Source organism: Paenibacillus sp. SER-28, from assembly GCF_052906305.1.
On sequence record NZ_JBRECM010000006.1, the window covers coordinates 45,518 to 64,155 of the forward strand.

General features: G+C 46.4%; 15 protein-coding genes. 12 read left to right on the forward strand and 3 right to left on the reverse strand.

Annotated features, from left to right (window positions below):
* The first annotated feature begins 6 nt into the window (after window positions 1–6).
* The 11 genes from ACUYLD_RS15845 to ACUYLD_RS15895 all read left to right on the forward strand — a co-directional run bounded on the left by ACUYLD_RS15845 (window position 7) and on the right by ACUYLD_RS15895 (window position 13,532).
* Window positions 7–1,074 (forward strand): AI-2E family transporter, encoded by a 1,068-nt coding sequence (locus ACUYLD_RS15845; RefSeq protein WP_446675470.1) that lies wholly within the window; start codon window positions 7–9, stop codon window positions 1,072–1,074.
* 351 nt (window positions 1,075–1,425) lie between these two features.
* Window positions 1,426–4,059, forward strand: coding sequence for an alanine--tRNA ligase (gene alaS / locus ACUYLD_RS15850; protein ID WP_446675471.1), 2,634 nt, complete (start codon window positions 1,426–1,428; stop codon window positions 4,057–4,059).
* A gap of 136 nt (window positions 4,060–4,195) precedes the next feature.
* Complete coding sequence (locus ACUYLD_RS15855) at window positions 4,196–4,456, forward strand: IreB family regulatory phosphoprotein (protein ID WP_007431624.1); 261 nt, start codon at window positions 4,196–4,198, stop codon at window positions 4,454–4,456.
* 9 nt (window positions 4,457–4,465) lie between these two features.
* Complete coding sequence (gene ruvX, locus ACUYLD_RS15860) at window positions 4,466–4,882, forward strand: Holliday junction resolvase RuvX (protein ID WP_061829280.1); 417 nt, start codon at window positions 4,466–4,468, stop codon at window positions 4,880–4,882.
* A 13-nt stretch (window positions 4,883–4,895) separates the two neighbouring features.
* A complete protein-coding gene (locus tag ACUYLD_RS15865) occupies window positions 4,896–5,204 on the forward strand; it encodes a DUF1292 domain-containing protein (protein WP_241113411.1) in 309 nt (102 codons plus the stop codon).
* Complete coding sequence (locus ACUYLD_RS15870) at window positions 5,201–5,506, forward strand: DUF1292 domain-containing protein (protein WP_013311522.1); 306 nt, start codon at window positions 5,201–5,203, stop codon at window positions 5,504–5,506. Before ACUYLD_RS15865 ends, ACUYLD_RS15870 begins: the two co-directional genes overlap by 4 nt.
* Window positions 5,507–5,600: 94 nt before the next feature.
* A complete protein-coding gene (gene mltG / locus ACUYLD_RS15875) occupies window positions 5,601–6,629 on the forward strand; it encodes an endolytic transglycosylase MltG (protein ID WP_250262038.1) in 1,029 nt (342 codons plus the stop codon).
* 11 nt (window positions 6,630–6,640) lie between these two features.
* Entirely contained in the window at window positions 6,641–7,570 is a 930-nt protein-coding gene (locus tag ACUYLD_RS15880) for a peptidase U32 family protein (RefSeq protein ID WP_250266489.1), read from the forward strand.
* Between the two features lie 37 nt (window positions 7,571–7,607).
* Window positions 7,608–8,939, forward strand: a complete 1,332-nt coding sequence (locus ACUYLD_RS15885; protein WP_039272863.1) for a peptidase U32 family protein — start codon at window positions 7,608–7,610, stop codon at window positions 8,937–8,939.
* A 224-nt stretch (window positions 8,940–9,163) separates the two neighbouring features.
* Window positions 9,164–11,413: a methyl-accepting chemotaxis protein gene (locus tag ACUYLD_RS15890; RefSeq protein WP_446675472.1), complete on the forward strand. Its 2,250-nt coding sequence runs from the start codon at window positions 9,164–9,166 to the stop codon at window positions 11,411–11,413.
* 310 nt (window positions 11,414–11,723) lie between these two features.
* Entirely contained in the window at window positions 11,724–13,532 is a 1,809-nt protein-coding gene (locus ACUYLD_RS15895) for a peptidoglycan D,D-transpeptidase FtsI family protein (protein WP_446675473.1), read from the forward strand.
* On the opposite strand, the gene ACUYLD_RS15900 is transcribed toward ACUYLD_RS15895, so the two are convergent.
* Window positions 13,487–14,641, reverse strand: coding sequence for an AI-2E family transporter (locus ACUYLD_RS15900; protein WP_250266486.1), 1,155 nt, complete (start codon window positions 14,639–14,641; stop codon window positions 13,487–13,489). The genes ACUYLD_RS15895 and ACUYLD_RS15900 overlap by 46 nt on opposite strands.
* A 179-nt stretch (window positions 14,642–14,820) precedes the next feature.
* On the opposite strand from ACUYLD_RS15900, the gene ACUYLD_RS15905 reads away from it, so the two are divergent.
* Window positions 14,821–16,206 carry a polysaccharide deacetylase family protein gene (locus tag ACUYLD_RS15905; protein ID WP_446675474.1) on the forward strand — a complete coding sequence of 462 codons (1,386 nt, stop codon included), beginning with the start codon at window positions 14,821–14,823 and terminating at the stop codon, window positions 16,204–16,206.
* Between the two features lie 98 nt (window positions 16,207–16,304).
* Here ACUYLD_RS15905 and ilvD read toward each other — a convergent pair whose 3' ends face one another.
* Both ilvD and ACUYLD_RS15915 read right to left on the reverse strand, forming a co-directional pair.
* Window positions 16,305–17,993 (reverse strand): dihydroxy-acid dehydratase, encoded by a 1,689-nt coding sequence (gene ilvD, locus ACUYLD_RS15910; RefSeq protein WP_250270526.1) that lies wholly within the window; start codon window positions 17,991–17,993, stop codon window positions 16,305–16,307.
* Between the two features lie 342 nt (window positions 17,994–18,335).
* Window positions 18,336–18,584, reverse strand: coding sequence for a KGG domain-containing protein (locus tag ACUYLD_RS15915; protein ID WP_029515716.1), 249 nt, complete (start codon window positions 18,582–18,584; stop codon window positions 18,336–18,338).
* Between the last annotated feature and the right edge of the window lie 54 nt (window positions 18,585–18,638).

The following is an 18,638-nucleotide window of genomic DNA, read 5'->3' on the forward strand; positions in this document are numbered from 1 at the left end:
CACGAAATGGAGCAATTAACGAAAAGTAGACTGTTCCGATATGGAATATGGACGCTGCTGGGACTTGTCATTCTATATTTTATCTGGCTGCTGCGACCTTTGTTTTTGCATTTGTATGAATTTCTGAAAACAATCATTGCCCCGTTTGCGATAGCGATGATCATCTCCTATGTACTTAATCCCGTTGTCAGTATGCTGGGCGGTCGCAAGGTGCCTCGAAGCGTAGCTGTGCTGCTCATCTATGCTGTATTTTTGGCCAGTCTCGTTGTGATTCTGATGAACCTGATTCCGATGTTCATTGAACAACTGGATGAGCTGAATGAGCATCTGCCTGAGCTGACCATGCATGTACAGGGATTAATGACGAATATGGATAGCGGCATTTTGCCCCAAGGGGTGCGAACGGGTATGAATCAATGGTTTTTCCAACTAGAGAATCGGATGGCAACAGGAATTTCTACCTTTATGGATAACATCGGCGGGATGATCAACATGCTGTTCAATGTATTCATTGTACCGTTCCTCATTTTTTATATTTTGAAAGATTTTGATGTGTTCGAGCGGACGATTGTGTCTTACCTCCCACGTTCTCGTCGTAAGGCGATTGTAACGGTACTTAAGGAAATTGATCAGGCGCTTGGCAACTATGTCAGGGGACAATTACTGGTATGCGTCATTATTGGCGTGCTGGCTTATCTCGGATATATGCTGATTGGCATGCCTTATGCGCTGTTGCTGGCAGGAGTGGTGGCGGTTTTTAACATCGTTCCATATTTGGGGCCCTTTTTGGGAGCCGCTCCGGCAGTAATCATGGCTTCTACAATATCCTTCAAAATGGTGCTTTTTGTCGTGGTCGTTAACACTTGTATTCAAGTGTTGGAGAGTAATGTCATCTCTCCCCAGGTGGTGGGACGAACGTTGCATCTGCATCCGATAGCCATTATTTTCGCTCTGCTAGTGGGTGGGGAAATTGCGGGAATTACCGGCTTGATTTTAGCGGTTCCCGTGATGGCGGTTTTAAAGGTAGGACTTCAGCATTTTTTTGCTTATTATGTGAAGCGGAAAACAATCTGATTTTGTCCATACACCGTATGTATCTTGTCTGAAATCGCGTTGACACGGCTAAATGACACGGATATACTGAATTGAGTATGTTTAAATGTGTTTATCCAGTAGGGAAAGCTCATTTCGAAGTGCGGGCTGAACCCGCCGGGATGCTCCCGTTACCAGTGAAAACAAGGCGATCGATCGTCCGTTAAGCAAATGTTGGTGTGCAGCTTGCGCATGGGCATTTCGTACAGAGGGGACGGCGTTAACCAGGGTGGTACCGCGATACAATCGTCCCTGATCCGTTCAGGGGCGTTTTTCTGTTTTTTTATGGCCAGTGCCAGGAACCAGTGACACCATAATTAGGAGGCTACTTATATGAAAGCTAGTGAAATCCGCTCCAAATGGCTGGAGTTTTTTGAAAGCAAGGGACATGTGATTGAACCAAGCGCACCGCTTGTTCCACATAAAGATCCTTCCCTGCTGTGGATTAATGCGGGTATGGCGCCGCTTAAGCCTTATTTTGACGGACGTGTGAAGCCGGAGAATCCACGTATTGCTAATTCGCAAAAATGTATCCGGACGAACGACATTGAGAATGTCGGTAAAACGCGCCGTCATCATACTTTTTTCGAAATGCTCGGCAACTTTTCCATTGGTGACTATTTTAAGGAAGAAGTCATTACATGGGCATGGGAGTTTCTGACGGACCCGAAATGGATTGGTTTTGATCCGGAACGTCTGGCTGTAACTGTGTATCCTGAGGATGAGGAAGCGTACAAGCTGTGGAACGAAAAAGTTGGACTTCCTGCCGAACGTATCATCAAACTGGAAGATAACTTCTGGGATATCGGTGAAGGCCCTTGTGGACCTTGTACGGAAATCTTTTATGATCGTGGCGAAGCCTACGGCAGCGACATGACGGACCCTGAAATGTATCCAGGGGGAGAAAATGAGCGTTATCTGGAAGTGTGGAACCTCGTATTCTCACAATTCAACCATAACAAAGACGGCAGCTATACGCCGCTTCCAAACAAAAATATTGATACAGGGGCTGGATTAGAGCGTTTTGCATCCATTTTGCAAAATGTGGATTCCAACTTTGATACGGATATCTTCCAGCCAATAATCCAAAAAACAGCGGCGATGGCAGGAGTCAAATATAACGAAAATGTGGACAGTGATGTGGCTCTAAAGGTTATTGCTGACCATGTCCGCACCGTAGCTTTTGCAATTGGTGACGGTGTGCTGCCTTCTAATGAAGGACGGGGTTACGTGATCCGCCGTTTGCTGCGTCGGGCTGTGCGCTATGGAAAAATGCTCGGCATGAACCGTCCATTTATGTTTGAGCTGGTGGAAACCGTTGGGGATGTCATGGGTGTGTATTACCCTGAGGTAGTGGACAAGCGTGATTTCATCATCAAAGTGATCAAAACGGAAGAGGAACGCTTCCATGAAACACTGACAGATGGATTGGCCATTTTGTCCGATATCAGTGCTCAGGCGAAAGCCGAAGGTCGCAATGTCATTAGCGGAGCAGATGCCTTCAAACTGTATGATACGTACGGGTTCCCGTTCGATCTCACAGAGGATTATGCGGACGAGCAAGGCTTGAAAGTAGACCGTGAAGGTTTTGATGAAGCGATGCAGGAGCAACGCAAACGTGCCCGTGATGCTCATCAGGACAGCGCCAGCATGAAGATTCAGGGCGGAGCTTTGTCCGATCTGGCGGTTAAAAGTGAATTTGTTGGATATAATGACCTCATAACTGAGTCTAAAATTGTGGCGATTGTATATGAAGATGCACTGGTGGACAGTGTTAGTGAAGGGCAGTCTTGTCAGGTCGTGCTGGATGTGACTCCTTTCTATGCCGAAAGCGGAGGACAAGTCAGTGACCAAGGCTTGCTGCGTGGAGGTACGGTAACCGCGAAGGTCGAAGGGCTGTTTAAGGCGCCACAAGGTCAGCATGTGCATCAGGTTGTTGTAGAAGCCGGTGAGCTGAACGTTGGCGATACGGTGAAAGCAGAAGTAGATCAAGCTTCACGTGGAGAAATTGAGAAAAACCATACGGCTACACATTTGCTTCACAAAGCGCTTAAAGAGGTACTGGGTGACCATGTCAATCAGGCGGGTTCTTTGGTAGAGCCTGGGCGTCTGCGTTTTGACTTCTCCCATTTTGGAAGCATTACACCAGAAGAGCTGGCGGATATTGAACTGCGTGTAAACCGTGCCATCTGGAGCCAACTGGACGTTAATATTGAACTGAAACCGATTGATGAAGCCAAGGCTCTCGGAGCAATGGCGCTGTTCGGTGAAAAGTATGGAGATATCGTACGGGTCGTTAAGGTAGGCGATTATAGCATTGAACTATGCGGTGGCTGTCATGTCAGCAATACTTCGCAAATTGGCTTGTTCAAGCTTGTCAGCGAGAGCGGCATTGGATCAGGTGTACGTCGTATTGAAGCGGTGACCGGACGTTTTGGCTTTGAATATATGGAAGGTCAATTAGAGCTGTTGAAGGTGTCGGCTGGGCTTGTAAAATCCAAGCTGTCTGAGGTACCTAAGCGTATCGAATCTTTGCAGCAACAAATTAAAGACCTCAGTCGTGAAAATGAATCGCTGCAAAGCAAGCTGAGCGTTATTGAGGCAGGCCAGCTGACCGATCAGGTCGTGCAAGCAGGCGGGGTGCAGCTGTTGGCTGCACGCGTGCAGGCTTCCAGCATGGATGCGTTGCGTGCGATTGCTGATGAACTGAAAGGGAAACTTCCGGCTGCTGTATTGGTGCTCGGCGCTGCAATGGACGACAAAGTTAATTTTGTCGTAGCAGTTCCGGCAGAGCATACCAAGGCTGGACTTCATGCAGGCAAGCTTGTGAAAGAAATTGCTGCCGTATGCGGTGGCGGTGGTGGCGGACGACCTGACATGGCGCAAGCCGGTGGTAAGGATGCCAGCAAGCTGGACGAAGCACTTCAACGTGCGCATGAACTGGTGTCGGCAGCCTCACAAGGATAAAGTTCGATAATTTTTGCGGATTTTTGGGAAAAAACGGGCTTAGATATTTCCTTGTAGGGCTTTGCTTATGGTATGATGTAAAAGAATAAGCTGGCATAAACATGTACACATGTTTTGTGGAAGCGAGGTGTCAACAATGGATTCCATGGACAAAACGGTCAAATTTAATGTCAAGGCAGATGAGAAGGAAGCTTCTGCTCAGGAGATTTTGTTGACCGTATATGATGCGCTGGTGGAAAAAGAATACAATCCGATCAATCAAATCGTCGGCTATTTGCTATCCGGTGATCCGGCTTATGTGCCACGGCATAATAATGCCAGAAGCCTGGTACGTAAAAAAGAGCGCGATGAGTTGATTGAAGAATTGGTTCGTTTCTATCTCGCCAAGCACCGTTAGGAGACAGGCATGAAAGTAATGGGATTGGATTACGGGGATCGCCGAATTGGGGTCGCCGTAAGTGATGCCTTCGGCTGGACCGCCCAAGGATTGGAAGTCATAGAACGACGCGGTGACGACAGCGAGTTCGGTAAAATTGCAAATTTGGTTCGTGACAATGAGGTCGGCGAGGTTGTTGTAGGCTTGCCGAAAAACATGAACGGAACCGTGGGTCCACGCGGTGAGATTTGCATCGAGTTTGCGAACCGACTCAAGGAGTTACTGGGTTTACCCGTTCACCTTTGGGATGAACGGCTGACGACGCGTTCGGCGGAGCGTGCGCTTCTGGAGGCCGACGTCAGCCGAAAAAAACGCAAGCAGGTGGTAGATAAACTGGCCGCAAGCCTGATCTTGCAAAACTATTTGGACGCACACAGTACAAGGTGAGGGGGATTTCGTAATGGCTGAAAATCAAGTGGGTATGGAAGAAGAGCCGGAAATTATTTATATTGCCGATGACGAGGGCAACGAGGAAGAGTTCGAGGTCATTATGAAGTTTGAGGTAGATGGTTCCGAAGCGAAGTACATGATGGTTGCGCCAGTGGACCCTGAAGCTGATGAGTCCGATGTGTACGCCTTCCGTTACGAGGAAGAAGGCGATGATATTAAATTGTTTGTGATCCAAGACGATGCCGAATGGGAAATCGTCGAAGAGACCTTTAATACATTTGTAGAAGAAGAGGAAGAGGAAGAGGAAGACGGGAAATGACGAGCTATTCACGTGAAGACCTGAGTTGGACCTCTGATTTGAAGGAAACGTTCGACGGCGATGTAGAGTTACAGGATGAACAGGGCCATGCAATTCGCATGGAATTGGAAGCAGAGTTCAAGGTAGGTGAACAACGGTACGCTGTATTGCGTAGACCTGGGGCTGCTGTTGGCGAACATGAACTATACCATGTAAGCTCATCCACAGACGGCGAAATCTCCATCACCACCATTGAAGATGATGATGAGTGGGAAGATATTTCCGAACTGTACGATGAATGTACGTTACCGGAAGAACTGTAAGTCTGGATAGCGATGAGATCAAACCTGAAAGGGCGGACCAGTCCGCCCTTTTTGGCTGTGAAGGAGTTGGGTGGATGTGAAGCGAAGGACGAGGATGTTTACGTTGTTTCTACTGCTTATCATTATAGCAGGAGGGGCAACCCTCTATATTTGGAATGCCATGCAGCCTGTTCAGCCCCAAACACAACCCGTTGCTTTTACGGTGGTGCAGGGAACAGGAACATCGGCAATTGCAGATACGCTGGAGCAGAAGGGACTTATACGTAATGCGTTCGTGTTTAAGGCTTATGTGAAATTCAAACAGCAAGGAAGCGCATTTCAGGCCGGAAAATATGAGGCGCAGCCTGGCGCAACCTTTGACCAGTTGATTACTAAGTTATCGGCTGGAGATGTTGTCAAAGAGGAAATGATTCGTTTTACAATCCCAGAAGGTTTTACGATTAGACAGATGGCTGATAAGCTGCAAAAGGAAGGATTGGCAGATCGGCAGCAATTTTTGCAGCTGGCCAACGATCCGTCCGCTTTTGACGTCGCGCTAGTGCGGGACATTCCAAAGCAGGCGGGGCTTCGCTATGCGCTGGAGGGCTATCTTTTCCCGGAAACCTATGAGCTGAAAAAGGGTAGTACGGCCAAAGATATTATACAGGTGATGCTAGAACAGACACAAAAGCGGTTGGAAACTGTTTCCGATTTGGATGCCAAGCTGAAACAGCGGGATGAAACGCTGCATCAACTGCTGACAGTTGCTTCTCTCGTAGAGCGCGAAGTGGTTGTGGAAGATGAGCGGTCTGTAGTAGCTGGCGTCATTTATAACCGGCTCAAACAGGGGAAGAAGCTGGAAATTGATGCAACGGTTCAATATATGCTGGACAAGCAAAAAGAACGGCTGTATTACAAGGATTTGGCTGTGGAAAGCCCTTATAATACGTATTTGCATCTGGGACTTCCGCCAGGGCCGATTGCAAGTCCCAGTCTAAACTCAGTGATAGCGGCTTTACAGCCAAAAGCTACAGATTATTTATTTTATGTGACCAAAAAAGATGGGACACATGAACATTTGTTTGCCAAAACGTATAAAGAACATTTGCATAACATTCAGGTAAGTAACCGTAAGACAAATTAGGAGGTGAGCCTATGGCTTACAAACCCGAACTACTGGCAACTGCCAGCTCTCCGGAGGATGCCCTCCATATGCTGGAGGCTGGAGCTACTGCATTACTTATTGGAGATGACCGCTTTGGAATGCGGCTGCCGGGACATTTTACCCCTGACCAAATCCGTGAAGTGGTGGAAGAGGCACGCAAGCATACGGCACAGGTATATGTATCCATGACGAATTTGATGACGAACGAGCTATTGCCGCTCCTTCCCGAATATGTGCAGACCCTAGCTGGATGCGGCATTGATGCCATTGAGTTTAATGATCCCGCAGTGCTCATGGCCGTGAAGGAGTATGCTCCGCATCTTAAGCTGTTCTGGAACGGTGAGATGATCTCCACCAACTTCGCAACCGCCAACTATTGGGGTGAAAAAGGGGCTTCCCGGGTCATTTTGGCTCGTGAGCTCAGTATGGATGAAATTACCGAAATGATACCAAAGTTGAACATAGAAGCACAGGTTCAGGTACATGGTATGACCAATATTTATCATTCCAAGCGTAAGCTTGTTCAAAGTTATATGCTGCACCAGGGACGTAATGTAGAGGGCGATTTGGGCAGAGGGCGCGGCTTGTTTCTGATTGAAGCAGAGCGGAAGGAAGAAAAGTTCCCCATCTACGAGGATATTAATGGGACACATATTATGAGTTCAGATGATTTTTGCATCATGGAGGACCTGCATATTCTAATGGAGGCGGGCGTGCATAGCTTTAAGATCGAGGGCTTATTGAAACCTACGGCTTACAATGAGGCGGTTGTTCGTGCTTATCGTAAAGCAATAGATACTTATACAGCTGATCCGGATGCTTATGCTTATGATGAAAGCTGGCTGGATGAAGTTCGCCGTCTTCAAGATCCAGAACGGGAACTTTCCTTCGGATTTTTCTATAAAGAGCAGGTTTATTAATTTTAAAATGAATTGAATTCACAGAGGGGGGAACGTCATGGGGACGATAACCAAAACGAGAAAATATATAGGTAAACGGAATCGTCTGGATAAGCCGGAGCTGTTGGCTCCTGCCGGAAATCTGGAAAAGCTGAAGTTTGCCGTTCACTATGGCGCGGATGCTGTATATATTGGTGGACAAAAATATGGTCTGCGTTCTAACGCCGATAATTTCAGTTTTGAAGAAATGCGAGAAGGTGTAGAATTTGCCAACAAGTACGGTGCTAAGGTGCTTGTGGCTACCAATATCTATGCCCACAATGAAGATATTGCCGGAATCGAGGAATACTTGCGCAATCTGTACGAGGCAGGAATTCATGCCGTTATTGTCGCTGACCCGGCTATTGTATCCGTGGCATTGCGTGCTGTTCCTGGATTAGAAGTGCATTTGAGTACACAGCAGTCCACGCTGAACTGGCAGGCGGTAAAGTTTTGGAAAAACGAGGGGCTACCGCGTGTAGTACTGGGTCGTGAGACCAGTCTGGAGGAAATCGAAGAAATCAAAAAGCATGTGGACATCGAAATCGAAGCTTTTGTCCATGGTGCGATGTGCTCTTCATTTTCCGGCCGCTGCGTGTTGTCCAATCACTTTACAGACCGTGATTCCAATCGTGGGGGATGTTGTCAGTCTTGCCGCTGGAAATACGATTTATTTGAGGATGCCCGCCCAGGTGAGGTTTGGATATCTGAGGAAGAGGCACAGGACAGCAATGCACTGAAACAGTTCCAGCTCGGTGTTAACCAGCTTCCACTGTTTGAAGAAAGCGATAATGCTTTTTCTATGGGTTCCAAGGATCTGTGTATGATTGAAAATGTCCCTGATCTGATTGATGTAGGTGTAGACAGTTTTAAAGTAGAGGGACGTATGAAGTCTATCCACTATGTGGCTACGGTCGTGAATGTCTATCGTCAAGCGATTGATTCCTATATGGCTGATCCTGAAAATTATGTGCTCAAACCAGAATGGATTGAAGAAATTAACAAGGCAGCCAATCGCCCGCTGAATACAGGATTTTTCTACGATACACCGGATCATGAGGATCATATTTATGAGCCGGAAGAAAAAGCAGTCCCTTATGATTTTGCTGGACTGGTCATGGACTACGATGCCGCGAGTGGCATCGCAACTATTCAACAACGGAACCATTTTAAACCCGGTCATGAAATTGAATTTTTCGGCCCGAACGGAACATTCTTTAAACAAACGGTCGGAACGATCTGGGATGAAGAAGGCAACGAATTGGATGCTGCTCGTCACCCGCTTCAACGAATTAGAATGAAGGTAGATCAACCCGTATCCTATTTTGATATGATGCGTAAAAAGAAGTAAATAAGCCTTAAGTCACAGGTTAAAAGATTCAAAAGCCTCTCCTATCGGTTGGAGAGGCTTTTTTTTGAATAGTTTTCTAGGAAAAAAGTTTCACAAAATTTAGTTGATACTCAAAGGAAAGCTACATTCCTTGTCGAATAGTTCCGATAGAAGTTATATAGATAATAGATACATAATGGATGACGTGGAATTAGAAACTAATTATATGGTGGCAGGTGAGAGGAATGGGTTTACGGAAAAAAGAGGGGAATACAGTAAAAAGGCAACCCAAGAAAACGGATCAAATGCAGGGTTTGAAAGGCAGTAAAGTGACCACGGAAAAAGGGGAACAAACGGGTGCGGTGTCTTCGAAGGTTGCCCCCTGGGTAGCTAAAGCGACTCGTAAAGGTACACACAATTTAAAGCGTTTACTTAAGCCGGAAAGGTACAGTAAAGATTTCATGCATTTGGTCAAAAACTATAATCCGATACGTTCGGTTGGAATGAAGTTGTTTCTGATCTTTTTTGCGGCAATTATGTTATTTGTGGTCAGCTTGGGGATGCTCTCATATTACGAGGCTAAAAGTACGATTGAGCAAAATGCAGCTACGGCTTATCAGCAGACCGTTCAGCAAACTTCAGAAAAGCTTGATATTATTCTAGAGCGCTTTCAAGATACATCGACACAGGTATTTTTCGATACTGAATTAAGTGATCAGTTGCAAAAGGCTGTAAAGCAAGATAAAAATCCCTTTGCATCTTTTGTTGCTATGGGCGAAGTGAATAAGAAGCTAACGAATCTTGCTTTTACGAATAAAGCGATTGATTCAATGTACTTGTACCCGGAAGAAACCAATTTAGCTGCTATGGGCACCGGAACACAAAAGGATGTACGGCAGGAAGCGTGGTTTAAGGATATTTTGAAAAACAAGGGAATGGTTTGGCTACCTACGCAGGTGAATGACAATGGTAGCAAGACCTTTCGTCTGGCACGCTCCATGAACAGCATGTCCGGGTTGGGAGGGACTTATGTTCTGGTTATGGATTTAAAGTCCAGTGCGGTGGAGGACGAGTTAAAAGGTATTAATTTGGGCTCAGGCAGTATGATTAGCCTTGTGACAGACAAGGGTGAGTTTGTAGGCTCTAACAATGAGAGCTTGACAGGAGGGAAGACAAAGCTGGATTACGTTTCCAAGCTTGAAGGAATCGAAGGAAATCAAATTATGGAGCAGGAAGCAGACGGTAAAAAGCAAAGTGTGCTTGCGGTTCATAATACGCTGGGAACTTCCAAGTGGATTCTCGTGGGTGTAGTACCTGTATCTGAGCTGGTGAGAGACGCTAAGGGGATTCTAACCACAACCTGGATATTTGCTGCAGTGGCTGCACTCATTGCATTGTTCATTGGCCTGTGGATCGTGCGCCTCGTGGCTCGTCCATTGACACATCTGAAAGATTTAATGGTCGAAGGCGCTAAAGGCAACTTGCAAATTCGAACGAGCTATAAGGCTCAGGATGAAATTGGGCAGTTGTCAGAAAGCTTTGATATGATGATGGAGCAAATTACATTGCTGGTACAACAGACGAATGCCTCAGCTCAGGAAGTTCTGAATACAGCGACAGAACTAGGTGATGCCTCGAAGAAGACAGCCATTTCAGCCAAAGAAATTGCAGCAGCAACGGAAGAGATTGCTCACGGCGCCGCCAGTTTGGCAACAGAGGCTGAACGTGGCAGCGGACTAACCGGGAATATATCTCAGCAAATGGATACGGTGATGGCTTCCAATTATGAAATGAGTCTGGTCGCACAAGAAGTTGAACAATCCAGTGAAAAAGGGACCATTCAGCTGAAAAATCTATTGGGCAAGACTCGGGTTACGGAAGAAACTACACATGCTCTGGTGGGCAAAGTAGATGAACTGAAGCAGACAACTTCGGATGTATTTAAGGTGCTGGACGTACTACAGGATATTGCGAAACAAACGAATATTCTATCACTGAATGCGACGATTGAAGCGGCACGAGCGGGGACGGCGGGGCGTGGTTTTATGGTGGTAGCTAATGAAGTTCGGCAGTTGGCTGAACAATCACGTCAAGCTATTCGTACGGCTACAGGCATTACTAACAACATCGTCAATGAAATGAATGAAACGGTACAGGCATTATCTGAGGTGTACCCGCTGTTCCGGGAACAGATGGGAGCCGTGCAGGAAACAACGGACATTTTCCAATCGGTGCAGCAGCAAATGGGAGAGTTCGCGCTACGATTGGGAACGGTCACTGCCTCCATTCATCATCTGAGTGAATCCCAGACCACTTTGTCCGAGGCAATGACCAATGTAAGTGCGGTGGCCGAGCAATCCTCGGCTACTTCGCAGGAAGTCGCTTCGCTCAGCACTGAGCAGGCCAATATTGGTAATCAACTGGTAGGTTTGTCGGATAAGCTGGAAGGAGTATCGGTGAATTTGAAGGAACAGCTTTCGCGGTTTACGGTGTAGATATAACAAGACCATGGGAATCAGGATTGTCACTGATCTCCGTGGTTTTGTACTTTTTATTAGTGGATGTGCTTAAAAATCCCTCAAGAAGGAAAGCAAAAGATGAATACAAACACAAAGGTAGCTTGGGTTGTGCTGGCCATTACTATTTTTATTACGTTTTTTTATTCATTAGACGAGATTTTAGATTGGAGTCCAGAAGCAGACATCACAAGATACAAATAAATTCGGAAACCCATTCACGTTAAAAGTTGAGTGGGTTTTCTTTTTCAACTACAGGACATACTACTGGAAAAATGATGAAAGAAGGATGGGTGTGCCGAGGCGTGGTAGCAGTTTCATACGAAAACGTCGAATTGGATATATGGCCTTGGGGGTGATGGCGCTACTGCTGATTTTATTATTCCGACTGGCTTGGATTCAGGGGACAGCGGGCATTCATATGTCTGTTTATGGAGGGCATTCGCTTAAGGAAATGTCAGCACGTCAGCGACAGGAGGGCATTTCTATCGACTCTGGACGTGGACAGTTTACGGACCGGCATGGGCAACCCTTGACTGGCGGAGTCGTATGGGCGCCAGTGCTTTTTCCCGATGTAGATGGCAAAGCGGCTATACATGGCGAAGAACTGGCTAAGCTACTGCGTACGAACAAGAATCAACTAACGACACGATGGAAAGGACTGCAATCCCCGCTCATATGGCGTGATGGGGGCGGAGAGCCCGTACAAATCAATCCGCATGAAGCAGGCAAGCTGCTGAAGCTAGCCCCTTCGCTTATCGAGCTTGTACCTTATGCGAAACGTTACAGGGATTTGCCCAATGGCAGGCAATGGCTTGGCTTTCTGTATAATCGTGCCGACCGAGCGAGTGAACTGCCAATGGGGGCAGCCGGGCTGGAAAGAACGTTGGAGCCGCTGCTGAGCGGCGTCGGTGAAACGTTCGTCTCCCGATTTGTAGATGCGCAGCGTCGTCCATTGACTCATGTACCGCTGCGTGTCAGTGCTCCATCCAATGGTCACTATCCATTACAGGTACAGACTACAATTGATCTACCTATACAGGAACAGATTGAAAAGCTGACGGAATCTAGTCATTTGGCAGAAGGGGCCGTGGTAGTGCTCGATGCAGGCAACGCGGATGTACTGGCGATGGTGTCTCGCCCTTTTTATAATCCTGGTCATGTTGATCCCCAGAAAAAAACAGACTGGTCTAATCGTGCACTTAAGGCGATAACGCCTGGTTCCATTTTTAAGTTGGTTACGGCTGCTGCTGCACTTGAATCAGGTGTTGTCCAACCGCAGGAACAATTCCATTGTCATGGAACTTATGGCAAGTACGGTTTGGCTTGCTGGAAAAAAGAAGGACACGGTACCCTGAACCTGGAGGAAGGGCTTGCCGTATCCTGTAATAGTGTGTTCGCTCATCTCGGTGAACGGCTCAATCCTGAGCAAATTCAGGCCACAGCCTCTGCATTGGGATTGGGCCGAACTGTGGGCTGGCAGGAGCGGAATCTTGCAGGGCTACCTCAATTCAGACCGCTGGATCACGAAGAAAAGGGAGCCGTATTCGGCTCCCATACGAACGCGTCTGATCCGGGCGTACGTGTACAGACAGCTATCGGTCAGCGCGATGTGCTGGTAACGCCTCTCCAAGCTGCTAATCTCATCGTCACCTTGCTGCACGATGGTCAAGTACGTGCACCACGCATTGTCAAACGCATTAGCTACGCAGACGGAAACACCTTACTGGAACTACCTACTCATGCTGTACCTTCATCCGAGGGTAGCCGCTCGATTCACACATCGACGGCTCGCATGCTTCGTGAAGCAATGGAAAAGGTTGTGACACAGGGGACTGGTGCCTCCTTGCGTAATAAATCATGGAATCTGGCCGGCAAATCGGGTACCGCCCAAGCTTTGAAGAACGGTCACCCTATCAATCACCAGTGGTTTATAGGGTATGGTCCGATAGAGCGGCCTCGTTATGCTGTCGCCGTCCTTGTGCAAAATGCTTCAACACATTCTACAAATCAAGCTACAGCACTGTTCGGTCAAGTAATGGATCTACTAGCTCAATCTTCCTCAGTTCCACGAGTAGCTACACGATCTTCCTCCTGAATTTTGACGATAAAAGGAGGCTCATCAAATTCCTCTGTCGGAAACCGAATCCATTGTTGCAGATAACCTTGCTGCCACAATTCCTTGAGCAAAATGATCAGAATGGGGGACAGGATTAATCCGGCCAATCCGAAGATGGATAACGATATAATGGCAAAGGAAAGCATCAGATAGGCAGATGAAACACCGATGGAGTTACCAGTAATTTTAGGCTCTGCCAGCTGGCGGACGATAACCGTGACAGCCATGACAATAAGCAACCCTACAGCCAGGCCGGTATTGCCTGTGATGAACAGATACACTGCCCACGGAATAAAAATAACAGGCACACCCAACAAGGGCAGGATATCAAACAAAGCTGCCACGAGCGCCAACGATAGGGCATTATCCACTTGCAAAATGAGTAAACCTATAAATACGAGAACAAAGGTAATCCCTACCAATAGAGCTTGAGCTTTGAGAAAGGCGGAGATAGCTTTTAGTACGTGATTTTTCAGAAAAAGGTAAGCCGTTTTTAGTGTCTTGGGTGTTTTACTACGGGCAATTCCCTTCCAAAGATTAATTTCCATACTTAAAAAGAACGCTAAAATGATCGCAACCGCAAAGTTGCCCATAAAAACAGTGAAAGAGCTGAGGAATTGTATGAAAAAGGATAACCCTAGCTGTGCCCATTTCGTAGCAATGGTGGTGGCAGTCGCAAAATAATCATTTACACGTTCGGTAACACCCGGAGGTAAAGCAGCAATTTTATCTTGAGAAAGATGAAGATACCGCGTGAATTCCGTTTGGATAATCTGCGTATAATGTGGGAGGTTTTGCGCGACTTTCGTAAATTGCGTAACCAGAATCAGGCCCAATCCGAAAAAAATAGCAAGTAAAAGGATGATAAACAGCAATACGGAGAGCGCAGAGGCGAAGGGCTTCTTCATTCCCTTGCGATGAAAATAACGAGCGGCAGGTTCAATGCACCAGAACACGACAAACGAAAGGAACACAGGTGCGGCAAGTTGATAGAGTTTGCTGGATACGAACATAATTAAATACACGGTTAATACGATCAGACCGATATCAAAAACGGTACGCCAATATTTTTTGTACAATGGAAGCATATGTATACAACGACTCCTTTTAGATTTTTATTTATTGTACACTAAATTGGACCTCAATGCTGACCATATGCAATAGCGAAATCTCGGCATGTTTACGTCATTGTGATAACATATAAGTAAGTGAGTTTTCCTCAGGAAGCCTGCTTGGGGAGTTCAGAATAGAAAAGTGGGGATAAAACGTGCAGACTCTGCTGTTATGGATGTTTTACATTTCAACTTTTTATGCTTTTATTCCGGCGCTGGTTAGTCGTATATTTGGTTTCCGGGTGTTCAGGCGCGGCAAAAGTGAGCAAGAATATGCACTCACCTTTGATGATGGTCCTGATCCAGTGTATACATCACAGCTGCTTGATTTACTGAAGCGTTTTGATGCCAAGGCTACTTTTTTTGTTGTTGGGATGAATGCAGAAAAATACCCTGAACTTCTGAAACGCATGCATGATGAAGGTCATCTAATCGGTATTCATAATTATGTGCACAAATCGAATTGGCTTATGCGGCCTGTTACGGTCAGAAGACAAATTGCCCAGACAGAGTCAGTCATTCGTCGAGTAACTGGCGAGGGAACGACCTTTTATCGCCCACCTTGGGGGATAGTGAACTTTTTTGATATTTCCAACACCCATGGTCGTCGAATCGTATTATGGTCCTCCATGTTCGGAGATTGGAAGGCAAGCATTGGAGCGAAACAATTGGCGGAGAGAATGCTCAAAAAGCTAAGGGGTGGCGAGGTGATGCTGCTCCATGACTGTGGTACGACATTGGGGGCAGACGCGGAAGCGCCCCAGAATATGCTAATCGCACTGGAGAAGCTGCTGAGGGTCGCCCAAGAACGACAATTGCGCAGCGTACGGGTGGATACATTGTTTTGCCGTCAGTCTGTCAATCAACCTACTGCCTCCGAGATGTTCAGTACGAGCTGGTCAAAAAGAACGCTGGTATGTGGATGGCTCCAGTATGAGCGGCTATTCCATGTTTTGTTTCGTCTTCGTCCCGTAAGTCAGGAGGATACGATCTTTTATTATCGTCGCCGTATCTATCATGGGCCAAATGTAAATATGGAGAACAGCAGGTGGCTAGAAAAAGGGGACCCGATAATTGAGCTTCATTTTGATAATAAAAAGTTATTTCAATTAGGTTCGACGGCAAAGTCGATGGTACATTTAGCTATTCAATTGGTTCGGATTGTGGAAAAACAACTTCCTGATCTGGCCCAACGCATTGTACATGATTCTGAAATGAAGGGTGTAAAGGCGATCTATGCAGTAAGTATGATTCATCGGGGACCAGAGAAGTTGGGATTTCAAGTTCGGGAGCTTCCCAAAGGACTGTTCAAGCATGTGTCCACTGTATATCTAAAGCTGTTATTTCGTGTTATTCATCCTTCGGGTTCAGAGCAATTGAGTGAAAAAAAAGATGTAATGGTACCGAAACTGATTGTGATGCCAATGGATACCTTGTTTGACCGTTTTCATCAGGGAGACTCACACTGCTCAGACGAAGCTCTTGAGCAAACAGCTCAGAGAGATGATGTCCATATACTCAACAGCGAAATGACTGAATAGGCTAACCTAATGACCTAATAAAAAAGCCTCTCGATCCATTGTTAGGGATCGAGAGGCTTTTTAGCCGTTCATAAAGTAATCCTATCTTGGCAAAGCATTTAGATTTTCATAATTCCGCCGTTACTTGCGTTCGTCACCAGCTTGGAATAACGCGCCAGGTAACCCGTTTTCACCTTCGGCTCAAAGCCTTTCCAGTTGGCGCGACGACGTTCGAATTCTTCGTCCGTAATGTGGAGCTCAATCTTACGATTGTTCAAGTCCAGCTCAATGATATCGCCGTCCTCAACAAAAGCGATAGGTCCGCCTTCTGCGGCTTCGGGGGAAATATGACCGATGGAGATACCACGGGAAGCACCTGAGAAGCGTCCGTCTGTAATCAGACCCACCTTGGCACCAAGCCCCATGCCCACGATTTGTGAAGTTGGAGCGAGCATTTCAGGCATACCAGGTCCGCCCTTTGGACCTTCATAACGGATAACAACAACGTGTCCTTCATTAATTTTACCGTTGGCGATACCTGCCAGTGCATCTTCCTGTGAATCAAAGCAGATAGCAGGACCTTTGTGATAACCACCAACCGAAGCATCAACTGCACCGACTTTAATGATGGAGCCTTGCGGTGCCAGATTACCGAATAATACAGCCAGACCACCGCGTTCGGAATGAGGGTTGTCCAGTTTGTGGATGACGTTAGTATCCAGAATCTCCTGACCCTCTACGTTTTCACGAATGGTTTTTCCGGTTACGGTAATACAGTCTCCATGCAGTGCGCCCGGTTTCTTCAACAATTCATTCAGCACTGCGCTTACGCCGCCTGCATTATGAACATCCTCAATATGATAGTCGGAAGCAGGTGCCAATTTGGACAAATGAGGTACGCGGTTTGCGACTTCATTAATACGTTCGATAGGGTAGTCTACTTCTGCTTCATGGGCAAGTGCCAATGTATGCAATACGGTATTCGTGGATCCGCCCATTGCCATATCCAATGCAAATGCATTATCAATAGCTTCTTTAGTCACGATATCACGTGGTTTAAGATCCAGCTTAATCAATTCCATTAATTGGCGTGCAGATTGTTTAACGAATTCTTTACGTTCTTCTGCTACTGCGAGAATGGTGCCGTTACCCGGCATAGCCAGACCCATCGCTTCTGCGAGACAGTTCATGGAATTCGCTGTGAACATCCCTGAACAGGAGCCACATGTCGGACAGCCATATTGTTCTAATTCAAGCAAGCTTTGATCGTCGATTTTACCAGCCTGATATGCACCTACGCCTTCAAAGACGGAAGTCAGGGAAATAGAGCGTCCGTTCTTGTCTTTACCAGCTTTCATAGGACCACCGCTGACGAAAATAGTTGGAATGTTAACGCGCAATGCGCCCATCATCATGCCAGGGGTAATTTTATCACAGTTAGGAATACAAACCATGCCGTCAAACCAGTGAGCGGAAACGACAGTTTCCAGAGAGTCAGCTATAATTTCACGGCTCGGCAGAGAATAACGCATACCGATGTGCCCCATGGCAATGCCGTCATCTACACCGATGGTGTTAAACTCGAAAGGTACACCGCCTGCCTCACGAATGGCTTGCTTGACAATTTTGCCAAATTCCTGCAAATGGACGTGACCCGGTACGATATCAATATACGAGTTGCATACCGCAATAAACGGTTTGTCAAAATCTTCTTCCTTGACACCCGCTGCGCGCAGCAAGCTGCGGTGAGGAGCGCGGTCAAAGCCTTTTTTAATCATATCGGAACGCATTTTCGTCTTAGCTGTCATGATGCTGGTTTCCCCCCAAAGTATAAAAATAGTATGGCGTTCAATGGACGCCGTGATAGCGCAGATGTTTTCTAAAGAGTCTATCATAGATGTGAGCTTTTTTCTACATATATGAAGATTTTGAAAAAGTACAAGAAGTGTTCTGTAATCAACAATATAGATATGACCAGTTTTATTTGTCTATATATTGCATTTAGGAGAGGTTAGAATGTGATTCTATTAGAAATATGTATACTGATAGGTTTGCGTATCAGGTAAAATATGAAAAGCCCATTTCGCAATAAAGCGGATGGGCTCAGGCTTGTTTTTATGTTAAAGGAGGGCGGAATATGACACTACAGCTTAATTTCTGCCGCCTTTACGACCGATGTCTCTGTAGAAATTTTTGTCATGCGACTCAGCTGTAGCATCGCCGCCCTTTTTGCCGATTTCCTGATAAAATTCTTTATCATGAGAGTTTGCGGTTGCTTCCCCGCCTTTTTTACCAATCTCCTGATAAAATTCCTTATTGTGCTTCTTGGAAGTAGCTTCTCCACCCATACGACCTGCTTCTTCGCGACTCATTTTCTCCTGATTTTGATTACGTGCCATTACAAATCACTCCTTAATAAAAAAGTTGTTTTTTGTTGCGCGCATCCTTTACTT